Genomic DNA, 19,528 nt, shown 5'->3' on the forward strand with positions numbered 1-19,528 from the left:
CTTTCCTCCAGATATGGTTTTATTCTGTTCCTTTTTCAAACATATCACTGACCTCGCAGATCAGATTCCTGAGCTTTTCCACTGCACGGATCAGATATTCAATATCATCCGCATAATAACGCTTCTGTCTTTCCCAGGCTTCCTTGAGGCTCTGCTTTTCTGCCTCCAGACTGTCACCCGGCTTCTTTTCCTTCAGGCTTTCCACAAGATCATAAAGGTTCTCATGATGGATGATCCTGCCCTTTCCCCACATCAGGCGATCCGGGGACTGCTTCAAGATATATTCCGTAAAATGATAAAAGACTTCCCGCTCAAACTGAAAGGCATAACAGTTGTTGTCAATACTGTAAAAAGCCTCCAGCGCAGGGGCGATCTCTCCTTTTTCCAGATATCCCATCGCTTTCTTCAGTGCATAAAGATTGTTCTGCACTGCCTGCTGCGGAAAGATCACATTGTCATCCCAGTCCAGACGTACCAGATAATCCTGGGATTTCCGGAATACACCGAGAAGCTTTTCGGTAATGGCATCGGCTTTTTTCCAGTCACGTTTTTCTTCCGGAAGGCTGTTGAAGTGCCGTACCTGCTCTGCAAGGATGGCAGCCGCTTTTTTTGCCTCTTCTGTTTTTTTCAGAAGGAGTGTACTGTCGGCGCCGGTCTGCATACACAGATCCGTATCCAGGGTCTTAATACTTTGGTCCAGTACCCGCCCGAAATCCATTGGCGGCAGAGCAAGGCTGTCAATAGCCAGAAGAAGTTTCAGATAAAATTCATGATGGAATCTGTATACCTCTTCCTCATAAACATCCTGGTTATCGTATTGGGAATGATAATAATTTTCCATAAAGGGACCACCGCTGAAATCATTGACCATGGACGGGATCCCGGAAATAGCCATGGTAAAATCATCAGACCAGGTTTCAATGGGATACAACGTGGTCATGCCCTCCGGATAAATCCCCTCCGGCATCTGCACAGCATCCACGAAGCTACGCACAAAATCCGCATACTCATAGGTACATCGTACTGCATCTCTGGTACTGTGTGCATGAGCCGGAAGCTCAAAATTCAGATCTGCGATCACGTGCCCCTGCCACTCCGGTCTCGCCTCAAATACCTGGCGGTAAGCACCTGTGGACCAGTCATATTTTGTGTCGGAAATCCCCCATTCTTCTGCTGCAAGAGCACATACCACAATAGTATGGCGAGGTTTATAGCCACCACGGAGCAGCGCCCTGGCAATTCCAATGATCATGGCCACTGCCGCATTATCGTCCTGAAATCCCTCAAAATAGGAATCATAGTGAGCACTTAACAGGATCATGGAATCCGAATCGGTTCCCGGGATTTTGCCAACGATATTGTAGGTATACTGGTCTTTGATCACCTCTGTGTCCGCATCAAATTCCACGGAAAGCTCCGGAACACGATTCCCATTCTCATTTTTTTCCTCCATCAGCTGACGGATCATAAGAAAATCTGCCCGTGACATGGAAAATGCAGGCGCACAGGAAGGTCCTGCGATATCCTGTGCATTCAAAGCCGTATCATCGATCTGTGCGTATCCTCTGCTCTGTACGGCGATCAGAGCTGCTGCACCCTTCAGGTGTGCCTGATACACCGGGTAGTTGATCCACCATTCTTCTCTCTGATTGATCTCGATAAGAACCAGCTTTCCTTTCACATCGATATCCTTATATTCGTCAGCTGTACCCTTTCCAAGATATACCAGATCAAACCTCTGAAAGCCATTGGTCTTAAAATCTGTCTGATATGCGCCAAGCTGGATCTCCCGGCAGGTTCCCTCTCTGTCATGGCAACGCATCACAGCTTTTTTAAATTCCCATGCATCCACACGGATCTTATCTTTTTCTACCTGTGTGAGACCGGCTTTTTTCATTTCTTCCAAAAGCATATCTCCGGTTTTTCGCTCTGCCAGGGAGCCTGCTGTACGGTATCCCAGAACCGGATTTGTTTTTTCCTGTTCCATGCGCCTAGCCAGATCATAAGATTCTTTTATATTCAGGCATGAAACACATTTCTCCACGATGTTCAAATTTACTGTCATCCCTTTCTCGGCAGTTCCCTGCCGGCAGTTCCGTCCTCCCGGCAGAGATATTCCTCTAACTGTTATAGATTATACCTTATCAATGTGCGGATTTCCAGATAAAAAAACGCGATTTGTTCTGATCATCAGAGACATGGTGTTGGTGACACCGAACATGGCTTCCATGATCTCTGACTGATCCACAATGGAAAAAGCGTCTTCGTCCTGCTCAAAGCGTTCCATCAGGAGCTCTGTAAGCGCATTTTCTGCCAGGTCCAGATTACCGGTACTCACAATTGTCTTGGAAAGGTTCCCTTTTTTCGCCTCCGCCGATTGTGTTTTCGCTGCTGTTTTCTGCGCCGGCTTCGTATACGCCACTTTAAAATATCCCACAGTTCCCGCACCTGCCACACAGACAGCCGCCACCGGGATGATCACCATAAGCCTTTTACGCCGTCGTTTCATTTTCCTTAACCTCAAAATATGCTGTGTATGTTCTCTCTGTTTTAAAAATACTTTAAAAGAAAAATGCATAAAGACTTTGTGTGATCTGTGAAAACCCGGTGAAAAAGGCATCCTGTTTTTCATATACAAATACAAATAATTAATTATATTTTCTGTCTGCTGTCATTATTTTTTGTATATATTAAATATTATTTTAAAAATTATATATTATTTTCTGGTATTTTTTACTGAAATATGTTATAAAAGAAGTAAGAAAAACTACCGGAAATCAGATATTCCTGCTTCCGGTCCGAAATAAAGGAGGTATCTTTATGGCAAAACGTATTATCACCATCAATCGTATGTTTGGAAGCAACGGACGCCTTATCGGCAAGACTCTGGCTGAAAACCTGGACATCGGTTTTTATGATAAAGAACTGATCGACATGGCTGCCAAGAAAAACAATATCCCCTTCGACACCCTGGCAAAGGTAGACGAGAAAAAAGCCAGTCAGTGGGTATTTCCCGTTGACAGTGAGCTACAGTTTACAGATAATTTCTCTTTTGTACCAATGAACGATGTGCTCTATGATCTCCAGAGAAAGATCATCCTGTCCCTTCCGCAGAGAGAGGACTGCGTAATTGTCGGCCGCTGTGCGACCAATATCCTGAAGGATAAATCACTTAAACTTTTTATCCATGCACCTTTTGAGGAAAGAATTCAGAATGTGATACGCCGTACCGGCAGAGAAGAAGCCAGCGCACGGAAGCTGGTCAAAAAAATGGATAAAGAGAGAAAGGCTTACTATGAATACTTTACAGACAGCAAATGGCTGGATATGACACAGTATGATCTCTGTATTGACAGCAGCCGGTTTTCTATGGAGCAGATTATTGAGATTGTAAAGAGATGTCTTTAGGATTCTTTTTTTCTGAAAATTTTTTCTGAAAAATGTTTTTACGCTTTGGAAGCGTAAGTGAAACCGCAAGGGAGGGGAAGCACTCGTAGTTGCGAAAGGCCGTTTCCCCTCCCCTGCACCCCTTCCCTCAGGCCCCGCTAGAAATCGTACGTTTTGGTCATGTTACGTTACTGACAGGGCGATGGATTCTGCGTTTGTTTAAAACGCCAGGCTGTGCCGATCTCATCGGCATAACACCTTTCAACAAGAAGACGTATCCTTCCCACCATTCCAACACATTGAACAACACCAAAATATTTATTGACCAGACGCTATCCTTCCCACACCTCCAACTGCGGACGCTCAACTCATCAAAACGTAAGGACAGGACACCACGCGTCCGCTTCCACCTCTCCGGCTGAGACGTCAGCCGGGGAAGTGACAGTCCTCCGGGCTGCTACGGAGGAGGGGTGATGATGGTTAGGTTGCGGGAGACGGCGTTATTGCGGAAGGTCCCAGCTGTTTGAGCCGAAGGCGAGTTCTGGGCCCTTCCGCAATGGTTTTAGCCGGCTCACGGAACCTTAGCAGCATCCCCCGACGGAGTCCGGCCCGGAGGACTGCCACTTCCCTGGCGTCCGTTCACCAATATACTCTTTCAAAAACTCATATATATCCCCCTCCAACGGCGGACACCCCTCCACATAATTCTGAAACTTACAGGTACAGTGTCCCACACCAAGCACTCCCGTCTTACCACGATACCCCTGTCCGATGCAGATCTTTTCATCCAGCTTCTCAAAAAGCCCCTCTTCCTTCAGCATCTCCAATGCCGGGATCAGATACCCGTAGCAGGCACTGCAGGATTCCACTTCCTCCACGGCATCCGCAAGCTCCACAACCTTTCTGGATACCGGCATCCTCTGATCCGCACCATCCTCCAGAAATCTGACATCTGCTTTTGAAATATCTGAACAGCCCACTCCAAGCTCACCTGCCAGCTTCACATAAGGAACCTCAGCTACCTCATAATGCATCATCTGACACACATATGCATCCACAAGAACCGGATCACAGGCAGCAATCACCCGGTTCATCACAACAGGATTTCCGCCATCTTCAAAATCCAGATCCCCGCAGATATTATCCACAACAATAAAGTCCTGCTGTATCCCCATATTCAGATGAGCAATGGGTTTATGAAGCCCCAGAGAATGAAACCGTCTCTTTTCCTTATTTGGGATCAACCCCTTCATATTCTTAAGGGCACAGGTGATCTTTGTCTGACAATGGCCTTTCAAAACCGGCACATTGATCAGAAAATCAATCTCCTTTACCCGCTCACAGACATTCAGCTCCATTCCACCGCAGTCCACAGAAATACCCTTATCCTTCTGCATATCCCAGAACGGCACCTGATACTCTTCCTCAAGCCTGTCAAAGCCACAGGTCTCAAAGGCCTCCCTTGTCTTATCTCCTACCCAAGATCCCTCCAGCATCACCATATCCCGGAAGCCATGCTCCTTCAGATACTCGATAATTCCTGCAACCACTTCCGGATGAGTCGTTGCACCCCAGGAAGCCTCTGAAGGAGAAACCAGATTCGGCTTGATCCCGATTTTTTTCTTTCTGTCCCCGATATGGGACTGAAGATCCGCTTTTTCCAGAAGCTCCTTTGTCATTCTTTTATATTCCGTACCACTGGTAATAAAAATCTGATTTTTATCCATAATTATCAAAATTCCTTTCTTTCTGCAATGTGAATGTTGATCCAGATCCACACCAAAGCCCTGCAAAGCTTTTATCATCAGATGAGCCAGACAAAACAGCCGACAAATACAGCAGTCATCACATGCATCACAATCATAAAAAATACCCTCTCTACCGGTTTCCCGGTAAAAAGGATATTTTATCCGACACAGCAGTCTCGTATTATCTTTCGATCTTTGCCCCGTTCCACCATGGGAATTCTCGGTTCAGCCATTTTCCTGCAAGCTCACTCCATGGTTCACAGGCTCTTGCGATCCCTCTGCCGTTTTCGTTGGCAGTCAGCTCATTTGCCAGGCCGATCCCATGGGGTCCCTGCGGAAAAACATGATACTCCACTGGAATGCCCTTTTTATAGAGTGCCTGAACAAAGAGAAGTGTATTATCCAGCAGCACCGTCTGATCCTCAAAGGTATGCCAGATAAAGGTTCTGGGTGTATCTTCCGTAACCTGAAATTCCAGAGACATCCGATCTTTCAGCTCCTCATAACGATCTCCCAGAAGATTTCGAAAGCTTTCTTCATGACCAACTTCCCCTGAAGTGATCACCGGATAATTCAGGATCATGCCATTGGGACGGATCCTCTCGTTTTCCATTCCCGTGATCCCGGCAAGTTCCTCCGTATTCCAGAATACTCCCAGAGAAGCTGCCAGATGGCCACCTGCCGAAAAACCGGACACAATGATCTTATTCTTTTCAATATGCCACTTATCGCTGTTCTCTCTGAGAAGAGCTACTGTTTTTGCCAGCTGACGGAGGGCCACCGGATATCTGGCAGGTGCCACACTGTAACGAAGCACCACTGCGTGATAGCCCATTCCCATAAACCGGACAGCAATGGCTTCTGCCTCTCTGTCTGAAGTCATGCCATAAGCTCCGCCCGGACAGATCACTATGACCGGACGCTTCTGCCCCGGATAGAGTTCTTCCGACTCCTGCCAGAAATAGGTCTCTATCCATGCCTCATTATAGTCCTTTGTTTTTTCTTCGATCACAATTCTTTCGTTGATCATTCCGACTTTCCCTTCTTCATTTCATTGCTTTCCTGATCGCTGCAAGAAGTTCATCGTACTCTTCGTAAGCAGGAATTTCCGGATGATCTGCACGGATCTGTTCTGTACTGCGGAAGAGGAAGCCTGCTTTGCTTGCCTGGATCATTCCGAGATCATTGTAGGAATCTCCGCTTGCGATAGTCTCAAATCCCATGGACTGCAGTGCCTTCACAGTTGTCAGCTTGGATTTCTCACAGCGCATCTTAAAGCCTGTGATCTCTCCGTTCTCTGCTACTTCCAGGGAATTACAGAAAAGTGTCGGCCGTCCAAGCTTCTCCATCAGCGGAGTTGCAAACTGTGTAAAGGTATCACTGATCAGTATCACCTGGGAAAAAGATCTCAGCTCATCCAGAAATTCCTTTGCTCCCGGAAGGGGATCGATCTTTGCAATAGTCTCCTGGATCTCTTTCAATCCCAGACCATGCTCTTTCAGAATTCCAAGTCTCCAGTTCATCAGCTTATCATAATCCGGCTCATCACGGGTTGTTCTCTTGAGCTCCGGGATTCCGCTTGCCTCTGCAAATGCGATCCAGATCTCCGGTACCAGTACACCTTCTACGTCCAGACATGTAATATACATCTTTCATATCCTCCTCTTGATCCAACTTACCGTTGATATTTCACAGAGTCTGACTCCTTCCGGCTGTCAGAACTCTTTAATCTTTTAGCGCTTTACCCTGATATTACCATATGCTCTCAAGGTCTGTAAACAGTTTTATTTTTTCTTCTTTTCCGCTTCATAGATCTTCAGCTCTTTCAGTGCTTTTTCCCCAAGAGGATACAGCATGAAAATATTAAAGATCGTCATCAGGCCGATTCCTACATCTCCCAGATCCCATACAAATGTGTAAGCCGCGATCCCACCGATAAACAGCATCACCAGTGCCAGCACCTTATATCCTGTCTGTGAACCCCAGTTATCACCAAAAAGATAAGCCACATTGCCTCTTGCATAAAACAGGATTCCCAGGAATGTGGAAAAGCTGAACATAAACAGTGTTGCAGCAATAAAGATCACTCCAAACTGCCCCATATGATAATGCATGGCAGTCTGAAGAAGTTCCATTCCGGAAAGTCCCTGTACCAGATCTTCCGGGGCCAGAAGCATGATCATAGCTGTACAGCTGCAGATCACGATCGTATCCACAAATACACCCAGGGCCTGGACAAATCCGGCTTTTACCGGACTGTCACATTCTGCTGCCGCTGCTGCACAGGGAGCGGAGCCGCTTCCCGCCTCATTGGAAAAAAGGCCTCTTTTTACTCCGTTCATCAGCACGACGCCAAATCCGCCGGCAACAGCCTGACGAAATCCGAAAGCTTCTTCAAAAATCCGTTTAAATACTCCCGGCATACTTCCAAGATTTGTAAATATAATAAACAGCGTGATCACAAAATAAAGCACTGCCATCACCGGCACCAGAAGATCCAGAACTTTAACCGTTGCATTCTTCCGAAGCACGATCACAGCTGCGATCACTACCAGCACGATGGTAGTATACAGCGGCGGAATATCAAAAGCATTTTTGAAAGACGCCGTGACGGAATTGCTGATAACCTGACTGATCCCACACCAGCAGATCAGGCCGGAAATGGCAAACAGAACGGAAAGCAGAACCTTTTTTCGTTTTCTGCCCTGTTTTTCTTCCCAGTAGCGGTGGATATAGTAGGCAGGACCGCCCCTGTAGCCACCATATAGAGGATCCTTTTCTTTATAGAGCTGTGCCAGGGTCGCTTCGATAAAAGCAGTGGAGGAACCGATCAGCGCCGTGATCCACATCCAGAATACCGCTCCTGCACCTCCTGCCGAGATCGCAGCTACCACACCGACCAGGTTTCCCATTCCCACACGGGTAGCTGTAGATACGATCAGCGTCTGAAATGCTGAAAGATTATTTTTGTCACTTTTCTTTTCTGACAGGGCTCGTACCATATCCGGAAAAAGACGGATCGGCAGAAGCTTTGTCCTGATGGTAAAATAGATACCGGTCGGAATCAGAAGCAGGATCAGAAGTGAGATTCCCAGCGTACTTCCTCCCGGAAGCGGAATCTTTACCAGATCTCCCCACAGAAATGTATAGACCTTTTCGATCATTGTTACTATCATGTTACTGTTTCCTTTCCCCAATCACCCCATGTGATCGTTTTGTTCTCTTTTTTCTGCCCGTTGTTTGTATTTATTTCTGCAACGTTTTAAACGGGCAAAGCGTGTCTTTCATTATAATAGCTTTCTGTTTGTATGTAAAGAAAAATCCCGAATCTTTCGATCCGGAATTTTTTTGTATTGGTAACTTTTCTGTTATTCGACAGATTTCTGATATCTGTCTGTTTTTATAAGCATAGCTGCATTTTACTCTCAGCCAGCCAGGTGGAACATCTCGATCAGGAATATCCAGCTCATTCCATAGTATGTTATCACGGCTACAAGGTCATTCATCGTAGTGATCAGAGGACCTGAGGCTACTGCCGGGTCCACACCAACCTTTTTGAAAAACAGCGGTATGCAGGTTCCTACTGCACTGGATACCAGCATGGCCAACAACAGGGATAATCCGATACAGCCGGATACCGCATAGGCAAATACGAGTGTTTTTCCTTTGAATAAGAAAATATACAATCCGATCAGTACAAAAGACAAAATACCGAGCAGACCACCGTTGCAAAGACCGATCCGCATTTCCTTCAGCACAAGCTCTGCTTTCTGTCTGCCCGTCAGCGTCTCATCCATCAGTACACGGATGGTTACAGCCAGGGACTGGGTTCCAACATTTCCTGCCATATCCAGGATCAGAGACTGAAAGCACATGATGATCGGCAGACAGGTAACTACTTTTTCAAACATTCCCACAACAGAAGATACCACCATACCAAGGCCCAGAAGAACGATCAGCCAGGGCATTCTTTTTTTCATGCTTTCAAAAAGAGGTTCTTTCAGATCTTCCTCTGCAGTCAGACCGGCCAGCTTTGCATAATCCTCTCCCATCTCATCGTCTACCAGATCGATGATCCCTGCGGATGTGATCACTCCAAGGAAACGATTGTCATCGTCCAGTACAGGAATGGAATCTTCAGAATAATCCTTCAGCCGTTCCATACAGTCGTCGATCTGCTCAGTACCATACACATATGGATAGGAAGTTACGATCAGCTCTTCCATAGGGTGGTCCTGTCTTGCTGTGATCAGATCCTTCAGATCCAGGGCTCCATAAAACTCCCCTCTGTCCGTCACTGCAAAGATCGTAGAAATATTATCATTATCTGCCGCCTGGGAAACCAGCTCACTCATGGCCTGCTTTACGGTCAGGTTTTCACGGATCACAATGCAGTTCGTTGTCATTCTGCTTCCGATCTCATCCTCATCAAAGGAGCGGATCATTTCGATATCTTTCCGCACCTGTTCATCCAGAAGCTGGATCAGAAGCTTGCGTTTTTCTTTATCGATCTGCTTTAAAACATCTGCCAGGGCATCGGTTTCCATTTTGGAAAGAATGGCTGCCGCTTTTTTTACATCCATCTCTTCCAGATATTGTACAGTTTCTTCTTCCTCCAGATATTCAAAAACATCTGCCAGCATACCGCTTTCCAGGATACGGTATAGTCTGCTGCGCTCCGCAGTGCTTAATTCTCTTAATACTTCCGCCAGATCGTTTTCGTGGAAATCCTGCAGCCTTTCACTTAAAACTGCCGGAGAAACACTGCTTCGGATCAGACTCAGAATATCTTTTGAAAAATCCTGATTTCTTTTTGTCATTTTCTCATCCTCCTCACATAGTTTCGCACAAAACACGCACACCAAAAACAGACATGTTAAAGCATGTCTATGTGCTGTTTGATTTTCGATTGTGTTTCCTTGGGATTTGAGTATAAAGCGAAATGAATTTATACATGATCGCCTTACTGTAAGATTCTCAGAATGAGAAGAATGAAAAATATATCTATTATAATCCTGCTGAAATTATAATGTAATAATACCGTACAGATTCTGATGACACCGATACATCCTGTCAAATATATCCTTCTGATATATAGATATAATATTCCCACAGATATTCCGTACACTTAAAACAGAATGAAACAGCCTCATCTCGCTCTGTTCTTTCCATCTTTCACTCTGAGAGCTACAACTTCGCCCATGAGAATCACAACTGTCCATTCTGTTCACCTGCCTTTTTTTCTTAATTTTTTTTATCAACCCGGCCATTATAACGTTCCCGGCCGGGTTTTGTCAACCGGATTTATGGTTAAATTTATTGTAAATCCGGTTGAAATTTTATGTTTTACAGAGGTGGATGTTTATGCAGCAGCATTTGCGTTGATCGTATCAATGACTTTTTTTATTCCAAGCCAAACACCCATATCTGTAAAGATTTCCGAAATGCTCCCACGATCCGTAAACGGAGATTCCAGCAAAACAGAAAGATCTTTCATCATTCCATTATGAACAATATACTCAATGATCTGATTTACAAAATAAATCTGCCTGCTGTCCAGATTTACATCCTCAAGATACTTTGAAAAAGCTTCCTTTGCTGCATTCATATCAAGACCTACCATTTCTCTGACAAATTCTCCCAATGGCTTTCTGCCAAATTCTGCTTCATAATCCTCTTTTGTACCAAGCTCGCTCCAGAGAATTTTTTCCAGTTCAGCTACATCTTTTTCTGTAAGTGACTGATTCTTTTTCAGCTTAGCTATTACATGGTTATCCTGATGCTGTCGGACATAATATTCTACTCGTACTTTATAATTTTCCAGATCATCGTTTTCCAATTCTGCTTCTTTCCATTCCGTTGAAAGAATTTCGTCTGTAAAATTGGTCATATATTTATTCCTGCTCTTATCCGGAATATACTTCATAAGATCTCTCAGATTTTCCCTGATATTTTCAAATTCATCGATTCCTGCATTTTCCACATAATCTGTGTGCAAAATCTGATCGATCAGCTCTGTCTGTGCCTGAATCTCCGGTATATTTGCCACTCCGGCAATTCCGGAAACCTTTTTTAAAAGATCTTTTCGCGCACTTGTATATTTCTTTCCAACCAGAGATGCAAGTTCTATTCCATACATAAGTGCATCAAAACGTACTGCTGTTACTTCATCACTTTCAGGCAAAATCAAGGGTGCAACCTCTTCCCGTACAAGTAAAGTATCTTCATAAGTAAGCATCTGATAGTTCGACTCTTCTGAATATAATTCTACATATTTCAAATGTTGGCGAACTGTAAAACTATCTCTTGGGAGCTCTTTTACTTTTTCAGTCATGTGCTTTACAAGTGCAGTCCTGTACGCAGTTAATTTATCTGTCTGATATTTAATATCCTGAAGCTTGTACGAAATCTCAAACTGAAGATTAAAAACTGCACTTTGCAACGCCATCAGATTTGCGCTTGCCTTTCCTTTATTCATTCGGAAAAACTCAAAATTCCCACAGAAATCAAAAATGTAAAACTTTTTCTTATCTTCCCCATCCAACAATCCCGGGCATAGTCTTGTTCCTCGTCCGATCATCTGCCAGAATTTTGCTTTACTCATAACTTTCTTAAAGAATACAAGATTAAGAACTTCAGGTACATCAATTCCGGTATCTAACATATCTACAGAAATTGCGATCTGCGGTAGTTTTTTCGGATCTGAAAACTCATCAATTGCACTCTGTGCATATTTCATTCTGTTATCGATCACCATAGCATAATTCTTTAAATGCGGATATTCCTTATTAAAAATCTCAAGAATCTTTTCCGCATGATCATGATTTTTCGCAAAAATAATTGTTTTTCCAATCTTCTGTCCGTATTCAATTTTAATCCCATCTCTCATCAGGACATGAAGAACTTTTTTAATTGTATCTTCGTTAAAAATCCAGGTATTCAATGCAGCCGAATTTATCACTTCCGGAAGCTTTCCATTTTCGTCTTCAAAAGTATTTTCATAAATTTCTTTATCTGCTTCTGAAAGTTCATCATATACAATTCCCTGATCAATAAATTTCACCCTGGATTCCACCGAAAGATAATCAACCAGATATCCATCCTTAACCGCCTGCGCCAGATCATATCCATAAGTGGGATCTCCGCTTGCCAGTTCAAATACTTCATATGTATTTTTATCAATCTCATCTTTCGGTGTTGCGGTAAGTCCTACAAGCAGTGCATCAAAATATGTAAAAATATCTTTATACTTATTATAAATAGATCTGTGCGCTTCATCACAAATGATCAGATCAAAATGACCACAGGTAAAAACTTTTCCTTCTTTGTCATTTATCGTATCAATACAGTTTATCATGGTCTGATATGTGGAGAAAACACATCGCGACATATAATTATTCTTTTCTTCAACCAGATTTGTACAGGAAAAATTCTGCATCCAGTTTACAAAACTTCTTTTCGCCTGTGTTACCAGTGAATTTCTGTCCGCCAGAAAAAGTATATTCTTCACCCAGCCCGCATCAACCAGTACCTTGCACAAAGCCATTACTGTTCTGGTTTTTCCGGAACCTGTGGCCATAACAAGCAGGGCTTTTCTCCGATTCTTTTCATCAAAGCTCTGGCATACTGCTTTTATCGCGGCTTCCTGATAATAGCGGTCTGCAATCTTTTTATCTACAGAAATATTTTGCAGGCTTGTACGCATACTCAAAAGGTTAAACCATTTCTCCAGATCCCGTTTGGAATAAATAACTGAACATTTTCTTTCCGGATATTGTCCGTCTATGATCCGGGTTTCAAAACCATTGGTAAGGAAAATTACCGGACGTCGTTCATATTTCTTTTCCAGCAGATCTGCGTAAAGTTTCGCCTGCTGCCTGCCCTCAGCAATATCCTTGCAGGTACGTTTTGCTTCTATAATTGCCAGAGGTTTATTCATATCATCATAGAGAACATAATCAATACGTCCAATCCCTGATTTATTCGGCATTCCTGTCACAGTCATCTCATTTAACCAGTCTTTTCCCTGTGCCCATCCTGCATCAATAAGCATGGAATCTATGTAAAGTTTTCTGGTTTCATATTCAGACAGATCCAGAGGTTTCGGAACATATGTCTGCTGCTTTTTCTCGTGGCGTGCGGACAGTTCTTCCCTAAGAAAAGTATTTTCTGCCATCAGTTTTTGTAGATCCAGTTCCTGCTGGGCAGTTTTTTCCTGTTCTTTCAGAAGTGTTTCCTTTGCTTTTCTGGCTGTTTCCCGGGATGCCTTTGCCTTCTCAATTCTGCCATCAATAATCGATTTGTCAAATGGATGTTCCTGATACTGTTCTCCATAACAATATGCAACGTAATCTAAAAAAATTGACAGATTTTCAAGGCAGAGCATCGCTGCATCTCTGCCAGGTTTTTTATTGCTATGTGCCACACTGTTTCCACATCTGCGGATATAATCCATCCGTTTCCAAAGATCCGGTCCCACTAACTGTCTGAATTCCTCTGTATTCATCAAAGTATGAAGATTATCCTGGTACGGAATCTGCAAACTGTTTTCCACAGAATACAACCATTTTACAGCAAATTCCATAGCCCGGCGGCTGTTAAGAATACTCGCATCCGGATCTGCTAATATGATCTTCTCCGCAGAGATGGCAACATTCGCAAATGCAGAGAATTTTGATTCATTTTTTAAATAATCAAAGTTTGTTACCATTGTGAAATCTCCCTCTTTAGCGTTTTATTTTATAATTGTACTTATCAACTACAGTTATCAAGGAATCCTTGATAACTGACTTTTATTTTTGTCTCAAGATATGCCAACATCTTTCAACCATTTTGTTTATAGCATTCTGTTTTCCCGATACGATTCAAATATATATGACGGATTTTCGTAATATACACTGCTGTTGTAGTCATCAATCTTTGCACCGATAAAGGAATTGTATACTTTTATTAAAGCATCTATGATTCCGATATTTTCGTCTGTAGCAACCATTTTTATCAGCCGCTTATATACCTTTCCAATATCCCAATGTGATGGAATGCTGTATTTACAATCACCCACATTGTCAAATTTTCCCTCTTGTATTCCTGCTTCTTCGATAAAATCATCGCTGACTCTGTCAATGTTATCACAATGGTAGACATCTGCCAGGTCATAAATTTTATCAATCCTCTGCTTTCCAAGCTTATTTACAACATCTGCCCGTGTATTCTTTGTTTTCCGTGCAATGTAATCAATCAGGCTGCATGTGTAAAATAAATCATTATCTTTTTTGCTTTCACGTCCTTCTCCTGCCATTTATAGCACCTCACAATCTCTATACTTCAGGCATTTCAATGATTCTTTGGAACAAAATGCTATCTGATGAGTTGGATACTTGAACTTTGCCAGAACCCAGAACTGTTCTCTGGTAATCGTACCGTCCATGTAATCAGAAACAAAATTATAAATCTGATCGTCTGCCATTGCACCGATTACAATATCATATTCATGGTCTTTCCCACTCCAACATGCAATTATAAAATCCAACCATTCTTCTGTCATATCTTTGAATTCTTTTATTTTCAGATTCGATTTTAAACGCACATCATAAACAGATACAACCTTCGTGTCATATCTCCTGGACCATCTTTGAGCCTGTTCTTTTATAATCGTACAGTAAAAACCAGTTCCAAAATCTTTTGTATTACGTCCTTTTCGGATTTCCGGTTTCTCCACAGCCTGATATCCACCATGATACACCGTCATTATCGCCATTCAGCTTCTCCCCTTTCTAGCCAAAGTATTGTTGCATCAGACTATCGAATAACTTTTGTGTTTCATTCAGTGCTTTTTGTACTTTAACTTTTGATTTGTTGACTTGTTCTACAAATGATTCAAACTCATTTTGTAACTCAATTGATGGAACAATTATAAGTACAGCTCTTACATCATTTTTAGTAATAGTCTTGGTTACAGCACCTCGTACATATTGTTGAATTTCTCTCTGTCCATACTCTGATGTAAGAAGGTGATACAAAAACTTTACATTAATGCGTTCATCATATCTAAACATAAAGGCATTTCTACCTAATGATGCTGGCATATCTATTTGTGGCATTAAATAAATCTTTCCAGCACTACCAATCTTATTCATGATTATTTCGCCACCATATATCTTTGATTTAGCCAAAAGTTCATAAGCCTCCTCATCAATATACTTAATGGCTGTCATATCTCCAGACTCTAAGTCCGTTGTTCTAACCATCCAAGCATAATTAGGTTCATCATACATTGTTACACCACTATCTAAAGTCTTATAGCTACCATTCGAGCTGAAATCAGTTAGCACTGTCATGTAATCACCCATAGGAGCTTTTATAAAACCTTTCTCATTATTAGCTGGATCACCAAACATCTCGACAAATCGGGCTTTGATGAGATTGTCAAACAACTGTAATTCCTTATTTCTTGAATTTATTACATTTATTAAACATTCCAATTGACTCACAACATCTGTTTGCTCTTCTTTGGGCGGAATCTCCAACTCAATGTTTCCTAAATTTTTCCTAGAAATCCTTTTTCTTGTCGTACCAGTAACACTTCCTAAAAGCTTCGTATAGTATGCATTTGAACGCATGAAATAACACAGGTACTCCTTACTTACAATAGATTCATCTACTCTACATATTGTACAATCAACTGCCGTTATCATTCGCTCTTTCTTTGGAGGAATAATACATGCTCTTCCTACTGGTTCTGGCAATCTTGAAATCAAAATATCTCCCGGATATATTTCCGTACATTTTAAACTTTCAAATATCTCTTCAGATACATACTTAGCTCTTTCTTCTTTTTCTAAGTATAAACCCTCACCAATATTTCCAGTTTGAACCAATCTGATTCCTTTATTAGATTGATCTTTACTTTCAATCCAATCACCGTCTGAAAAAACAGTGCAAACATCTTGTAATCTCATCTACCTCATCCCTACAAATCCGAATTTTCGAATCTGCCATCCTTTCTCTTATAATCTCAACAACCGCTCCAACTCATCCATTTCTTTTCCGATCTCCAGTTCCAACTCCCGGATATTGGCCATGATTTCTGATGTTGGCGGATATTCCACCGGGGTGTATTCAATTTCTTTGTATTTATTGATACTGAGATCATAATCATTCTCTACAATATCTTTTTTCGGTACCATAAATGACTGGTCTGTTCGCTTCCGGTCCGCTTCTTTATCAAGATTTTTGAAGCGCTCTATAATATCCGGAATGTCATTCTCTGTGACCGGAGTACGTTTATCGTCCAGACTGAATCCGTCTGCTTTCATATCGTAGAACCATACCTGATCAGTTCCGCCGTGTTCTGTTTTTGTAAAAATAAGGATTGCTGTGGATACTCCTGCATAGGGTTTAAATACACCGGAAGGCATGGATATTACAGCTTCCAGTCTCTGATTTTCAACAATTTCCTTACGGATGGATTTATGTGCCCGTGATGATCCGAAAAGTACACCATCTGGTACAATACAGGCGCATCTTCCTCCAATTTTCATAATCCTCAGGAACAAAGCAAGAAATAAAAGTTCTGTTTTCTTTGTCTTGCAAACCTTAAGAAGATCTCCAGAAACAGATTCTGCATCCAGGCTTCCTTTAAAAGGAGGATTTGCCAGCACAAGGGAATACTGATCTTTATCTGCATTCTGATCAGATAAGCTGTCCCGATACTCAATATAAGGATTTTCTATTCCGTGAGTCATCATATTCATAGCTCCAATACGAAGCATGGTGCGGTCCATATCATATCCATGGAACATATGATTCATGTAATGATTTTTTTTCTGCTTATCATAAAAAATTTCTTCTTTTCTTTTTTCTTTCAGATATTCTCCTGCTGCAACCAGAAATCCGGAGGTTCCACATGCCGGATCACAGATAATCTCATCACTGGACGGATCCATCATCTCAACCATCATCCGGATAATATGTCTTGGTGTACGGAACTGTCCATTCCGTCCGGACTGAGCTATTTTTGAAAGAAGATATTCATATACATCTCCTCTGACATCTGCTGTCTGGATTTCATTCATAAGTTTGTAAATTTCATCCAGAGAATCCACCACTTTGGATAAAAGGAGTGGTGTCGGAAGCTTAAATATCGCATCGTCCATATATTTGGAATATGCACTGTTTTTATCATTATGAAGATTTTTTATAAACGGAAATACCCATTCCTGCATGATCATATACATTCTGTCTGCCGGAAAATCATGGAATACGGACCATTTCAGCTGACTTCCGTCAATTGTTCTCTCACCTATTTTTACTTCTCCGGAAAAAATACTCTGAAATGACAATCCAAGCATTGCACTTTCTCTTGCCCGCATATTATCGGAATCATCCAGATCATGAATAAACATCAGGTATGTAATCTGTTCGATTACTTCCAGTGGATTGACAAGTCCTCCTGCCGCAAATATATCCCATAAACCATCTATTTTGTTTTTTAATTCACCAGTGATCATTTTTTATCTCCCATCTATCGCTCATTATTCCAGGTATATTTCGTATACCTTCCGCCGCCGATTTTTAAAATTTTTTCTGCTGTCAGTAATTCTGCCAGTGTTCTCTGTATCGTTACCACACTGATATCCGGACACTTTTCTGCGATTTCCTTTTTTGTAATTGTTCCCAGAGTGTTTTTTATAATCTCTTCTATTCGCTCCGGTTTTGATATATTCTGTGTTATCAGCAATTTTATCCTTGAAGAAAACTCTCTGTATGCTCCTACTATAACGCCAAGCATATATTTTATAAATGGTATATAATCATTCTTATTCTCATACCAGTTCTCAGAACTTTCCCTTAAACATTCATAGTATAATTCCTTTGAATTTTCTATCATTCTCTCGATACTGATATATTTTCCCACAATATAGCCGGATCTGTACAAAAGTAACAGTGTAAGTAAACGGCTCATTCTTCCATTGCCGTCATTAAACGGATGTATGCATAGGAAATCCAGAATAAACATCGGAATCAAAAGAAGTGGATCTATTTCTCCTGTTGCCATTGCCTCTTCAAATGCTCTGCATAGTTCTTCCATTGCTTCCGGTGTTTCCCATGCCGGTACTGGTTTAAACCGTATTTTTTTTATTCCCTGAGAATCTTCTTCCTCAATGACATTATCTGCAGTTTTATATTTCCCTCCAATATTGTAACTTTCAAATTTATACAAATCTCTGTGAAGCTGTAAAATAATCGCAGACTTTGGTGGGATATGGTCATGGCTTTCATGAATTGTATTCAATACATCTCTGTATCCGGCAATTTCCTGTTCATTTCTTGTCCTTGGTCTTGTTTTGTCTTTTACCAATTCCCGCAATCTGATGTCTGATGTATAAATACCTTCTATTTTGTTGGAACTTTCCGTACTTTGAATCTTGGCGATTTCAACTAATTGTGTAAGAGTATCTGCTTTGGCCTCAATAAAAAGAGTTTGTTCTCCTTTAAATTCATGTATCTGTGTCAGGTAAGATACAATTTCAGGAGTCAACAGATTTTTCCACTTTTCCCGATAATCAAACTGTCTCATATATTTTTCATCACCTTCTTTATCACTCTTTTGGGATTTTATTTACTTCAAGTATATAAATCAATCTTATCATTGTCAACTTTAATTTGATCATTTTCGCAAGAATGATTAAATTAAAAGCGAAATGATAAAATTAAAAAGCCCAACAATAAATGCTTCTGCACGGATTTTCAGCATTTACTGTCGGACTTTTATCCTTTTTTTATTCCTTTTTGAAATATATCACAATATCACATTTTGGGGCAAAAGATTATTCTGCGTGGTCTTTCAGGTACTCTGCACGCCCCTCTTCGTAGAGGTTATTTCCCTCGCTGTCAATGATGACTACAAGCGGCATATCTTCCACATAAAGCTTGCGGAGTGCTTCTGCTCCGAGGTCTTCGTAAGCGATAAGCTCTGCTTTTTTGATGCATTTTGCAAGAAGTGCACCTGCACCGCCGATGGCTCCGAAATATACGCCGTCATATTTTTTCATTGCATCTACGACTTCCGGAAGGCGGGCACCTTTTCCGATCATTCCTCTGGCGCCTACGGACATCATGGTCGGTGCATAGGCATCCATACGGCCGCTGGTTGTAGGGCCTGCGGAGCCGATGACTTCGCCTGGTTTTGCCGGAGTCGGACCTACATAGTAAATGGTAGCATCTGTAGGGTCAAAAGGAATCTTTTCTCCTTTTGCAAGGGCCTCGCACATTCTCTTGTGACCTGCATCACGGGATGTATAGATGGTTCCTGTCAGTAAAACCTGGTCGCCTGCATGGAGAGTTCTTGCCAGCTCTCTTGTCAGAGGCAGTGTGATCTTTCTTCTTTCCAT

Annotated in this window: 15 protein-coding genes; 1 reads left to right on the forward strand and 14 read right to left on the reverse strand. The window is 42.0% G+C overall.

Features of this window, described 5'->3' with window-relative positions; all coding sequences use genetic code 11:
• Positions 1 to 19: 19 nt before the first annotated feature.
• The gene (locus EAI83_RS07710) at positions 20 to 2,065 is read right to left on the reverse strand and encodes a M28 family peptidase (RefSeq protein WP_243113461.1); all 2,046 of its coding nucleotides are present in this window, start codon (positions 2,063 to 2,065) and stop codon (positions 20 to 22) included.
• A 69-nt stretch (positions 2,066 to 2,134) separates the two neighbouring features.
• Positions 2,135 to 2,509, reverse strand: a complete 375-nt coding sequence (locus EAI83_RS07715; protein WP_129974962.1) for a hypothetical protein — start codon at positions 2,507 to 2,509, stop codon at positions 2,135 to 2,137.
• Positions 2,510 to 2,820: 311 nt separating this feature from the next.
• On the opposite strand from EAI83_RS07715, the gene EAI83_RS07720 reads away from it, so the two are divergent.
• The gene (locus EAI83_RS07720) at positions 2,821 to 3,408 is read left to right on the forward strand and encodes a cytidylate kinase-like family protein (protein ID WP_059085584.1); all 588 of its coding nucleotides are present in this window, start codon (positions 2,821 to 2,823) and stop codon (positions 3,406 to 3,408) included.
• 560 nt (positions 3,409 to 3,968) lie between these two features.
• Here the strand turns inward: EAI83_RS07720 and EAI83_RS07725 are convergent.
• The 12 genes from EAI83_RS07725 to EAI83_RS07780 form a co-directional block, all read right to left on the reverse strand.
• A complete protein-coding gene (locus EAI83_RS07725; protein ID WP_129974964.1) occupies positions 3,969 to 5,114 on the reverse strand; it encodes a DUF362 domain-containing protein in 1,146 nt (381 codons plus the stop codon).
• Positions 5,115 to 5,316: 202 nt separating this feature from the next.
• Positions 5,317 to 6,165: an alpha/beta hydrolase gene (locus tag EAI83_RS07730; RefSeq protein ID WP_114002635.1), complete on the reverse strand. Its 849-nt coding sequence runs from the start codon at positions 6,163 to 6,165 to the stop codon at positions 5,317 to 5,319.
• Positions 6,166 to 6,181: 16 nt separating this feature from the next.
• On the reverse strand, positions 6,182 to 6,784 hold the full coding sequence (gene thrH / locus EAI83_RS07735; protein ID WP_114002634.1) for a bifunctional phosphoserine phosphatase/homoserine phosphotransferase ThrH: 603 nt from the start codon (positions 6,782 to 6,784) through the stop codon (positions 6,182 to 6,184).
• A 135-nt stretch (positions 6,785 to 6,919) separates the two neighbouring features.
• Positions 6,920 to 8,311, reverse strand: coding sequence for an alanine/glycine:cation symporter family protein (locus EAI83_RS07740; RefSeq protein WP_114002633.1), 1,392 nt, complete (start codon positions 8,309 to 8,311; stop codon positions 6,920 to 6,922).
• 249 nt (positions 8,312 to 8,560) lie between these two features.
• Positions 8,561 to 9,955 (reverse strand): magnesium transporter, encoded by a 1,395-nt coding sequence (gene mgtE / locus EAI83_RS07745; RefSeq protein WP_129974966.1) that lies wholly within the window; start codon positions 9,953 to 9,955, stop codon positions 8,561 to 8,563.
• 542 nt (positions 9,956 to 10,497) lie between these two features.
• Positions 10,498 to 13,845, reverse strand: a complete 3,348-nt coding sequence (locus tag EAI83_RS07750) for a DEAD/DEAH box helicase family protein (RefSeq protein WP_129974968.1) — start codon at positions 13,843 to 13,845, stop codon at positions 10,498 to 10,500.
• A 126-nt stretch (positions 13,846 to 13,971) separates the two neighbouring features.
• Positions 13,972 to 14,433 (reverse strand): hypothetical protein, encoded by a 462-nt coding sequence (locus tag EAI83_RS07755; protein WP_092068949.1) that lies wholly within the window; start codon positions 14,431 to 14,433, stop codon positions 13,972 to 13,974.
• Complete coding sequence (locus EAI83_RS07760; protein ID WP_129974970.1) at positions 14,434 to 14,892, reverse strand: DUF3990 domain-containing protein; 459 nt, start codon at positions 14,890 to 14,892, stop codon at positions 14,434 to 14,436. It lies immediately after the preceding gene.
• Positions 14,893 to 14,908: 16 nt separating this feature from the next.
• A complete protein-coding gene (locus tag EAI83_RS07765) occupies positions 14,909 to 16,093 on the reverse strand; it encodes a restriction endonuclease subunit S (RefSeq protein ID WP_129974972.1) in 1,185 nt (394 codons plus the stop codon).
• A gap of 48 nt (positions 16,094 to 16,141) precedes the next feature.
• Positions 16,142 to 17,644 carry a class I SAM-dependent DNA methyltransferase gene (locus tag EAI83_RS07770; protein WP_129974974.1) on the reverse strand — a complete coding sequence of 501 codons (1,503 nt, stop codon included), beginning with the start codon at positions 17,642 to 17,644 and terminating at the stop codon, positions 16,142 to 16,144.
• Between the two features lie 14 nt (positions 17,645 to 17,658).
• Complete coding sequence (locus EAI83_RS07775; RefSeq protein WP_118608538.1) at positions 17,659 to 18,714, reverse strand: Fic family protein; 1,056 nt, start codon at positions 18,712 to 18,714, stop codon at positions 17,659 to 17,661.
• Positions 18,715 to 18,964: 250 nt separating this feature from the next.
• Positions 18,965 to 19,528 carry a Fe-S-containing hydro-lyase gene (locus EAI83_RS07780; protein ID WP_022426051.1) on the reverse strand — a complete coding sequence of 188 codons (564 nt, stop codon included), beginning with the start codon at positions 19,526 to 19,528 and terminating at the stop codon, positions 18,965 to 18,967.

It is taken from the genome of Blautia sp. aa_0143 (genome assembly GCF_004167315.1).
Taxonomy (GTDB): domain Bacteria; phylum Bacillota; class Clostridia; order Lachnospirales; family Lachnospiraceae; genus Blautia_A; species Blautia_A fusiformis.